Here is a 1,079-nt window from a genome sequence, read left to right as displayed (position 1 = left end):
TGACTCACTCTCACTCGTTGATGTGGATGCACTTGCTGATGTCGACGTACTCGTTGAGTCTGAAACGCTTGTACTTGTTGAGCCACTTAATGACGTACTTGCGCTATTGGAGTCACTCACGCTCGTTGATGTTGATGCACTTGCTGACGTTGACGCGCTTGTTGAATCTGAAACGCTTGTGCTTGTCGACTCACTTAACGATGTACTTTCACTGTTTGAGTCACTCTCACTTGTTGACGTTGACGCACTGTCTGATGTCGATGTACTTGTTGAGTCTGAAACGCTCGTACTTGTCGAGCCACTTAACGATGTACTTGCACTTGTTGACTCACTCTCTCTTGCTGACTCTGATGCACTTTCTGATGTGGATGTGCTTGCTGATCCTGAAAGACTTGTACTTGTCGAGCCACTTAACGATGTACTTGCGCTATTGGAGTCACTCACGCTCGTTGATGTTGATGCACTTGCTGACGTTGACGCGCTTGTTGAATCTGAAACGCTTGTGCTTGTCGACTCACTTAACGATGTACTTTCACTGTTTGAGTCACTCTCACTTGTTGACGTTGACGCACTGTCGGATGTCGATGTACTTGTTGAATCTGAAACGCTTGTGCTTGTCGATTCACTCAATGACGTACTTTCACTTGTTGATTCACTCTCTCTTGTTGACGTTGATGCGCTTTCTGATGTTGACGCGCTTGTTGAATCTGAAACGCTTGTGCTTGTCGAGTCACTTAAGGACGTACTTGCTCTGTTTGAGTCGCTTACACTCATAGATGTAGATGCACTATCTGATGTTGATGTACTCGTTGAGTCTGAAATGCTTGTACTTGTTGACTCACTTAAGGATGTACTTGCACTGTCCGAGTCGCTCTCACTTGTTGACGTTGATCCACTTTCTGATGTCGATGTGCTCGTTGAGTCTGAAAGACTCGTACTTGTCGAGTCACTTAATGACGTACTTGTACTGTTTGAGGCACTCACACTCGTTGATGTTGATGTACTTGTCGATTCTGAAACGCTCGTACTTGTCGAGTCACTTAACGATGTACTTGCACTGTCCGAGTCGCTCTCACTTG

The 1,079-nt window shown here is 45.6% G+C and carries 1 protein-coding gene; it reads left to right on the top strand.

Annotated features, from left to right (window positions below):
• Positions 1-1,079: hypothetical protein (locus tag HMPREF2576_RS07230; RefSeq protein ID WP_256313862.1), on the top strand; the 1,079-nt coding region annotated here is incomplete at both ends.

Origin of the sequence: Staphylococcus sp. HMSC063F05, assembly GCF_001837075.1 — a bacterium.
Taxonomy (GTDB): Bacteria; Bacillota; Bacilli; order Staphylococcales; family Staphylococcaceae; genus Staphylococcus; species Staphylococcus epidermidis.
Note: the sequence above shows the minus strand (reverse complement) of the source record. Positions and strands in the feature narration are given on the sequence as shown.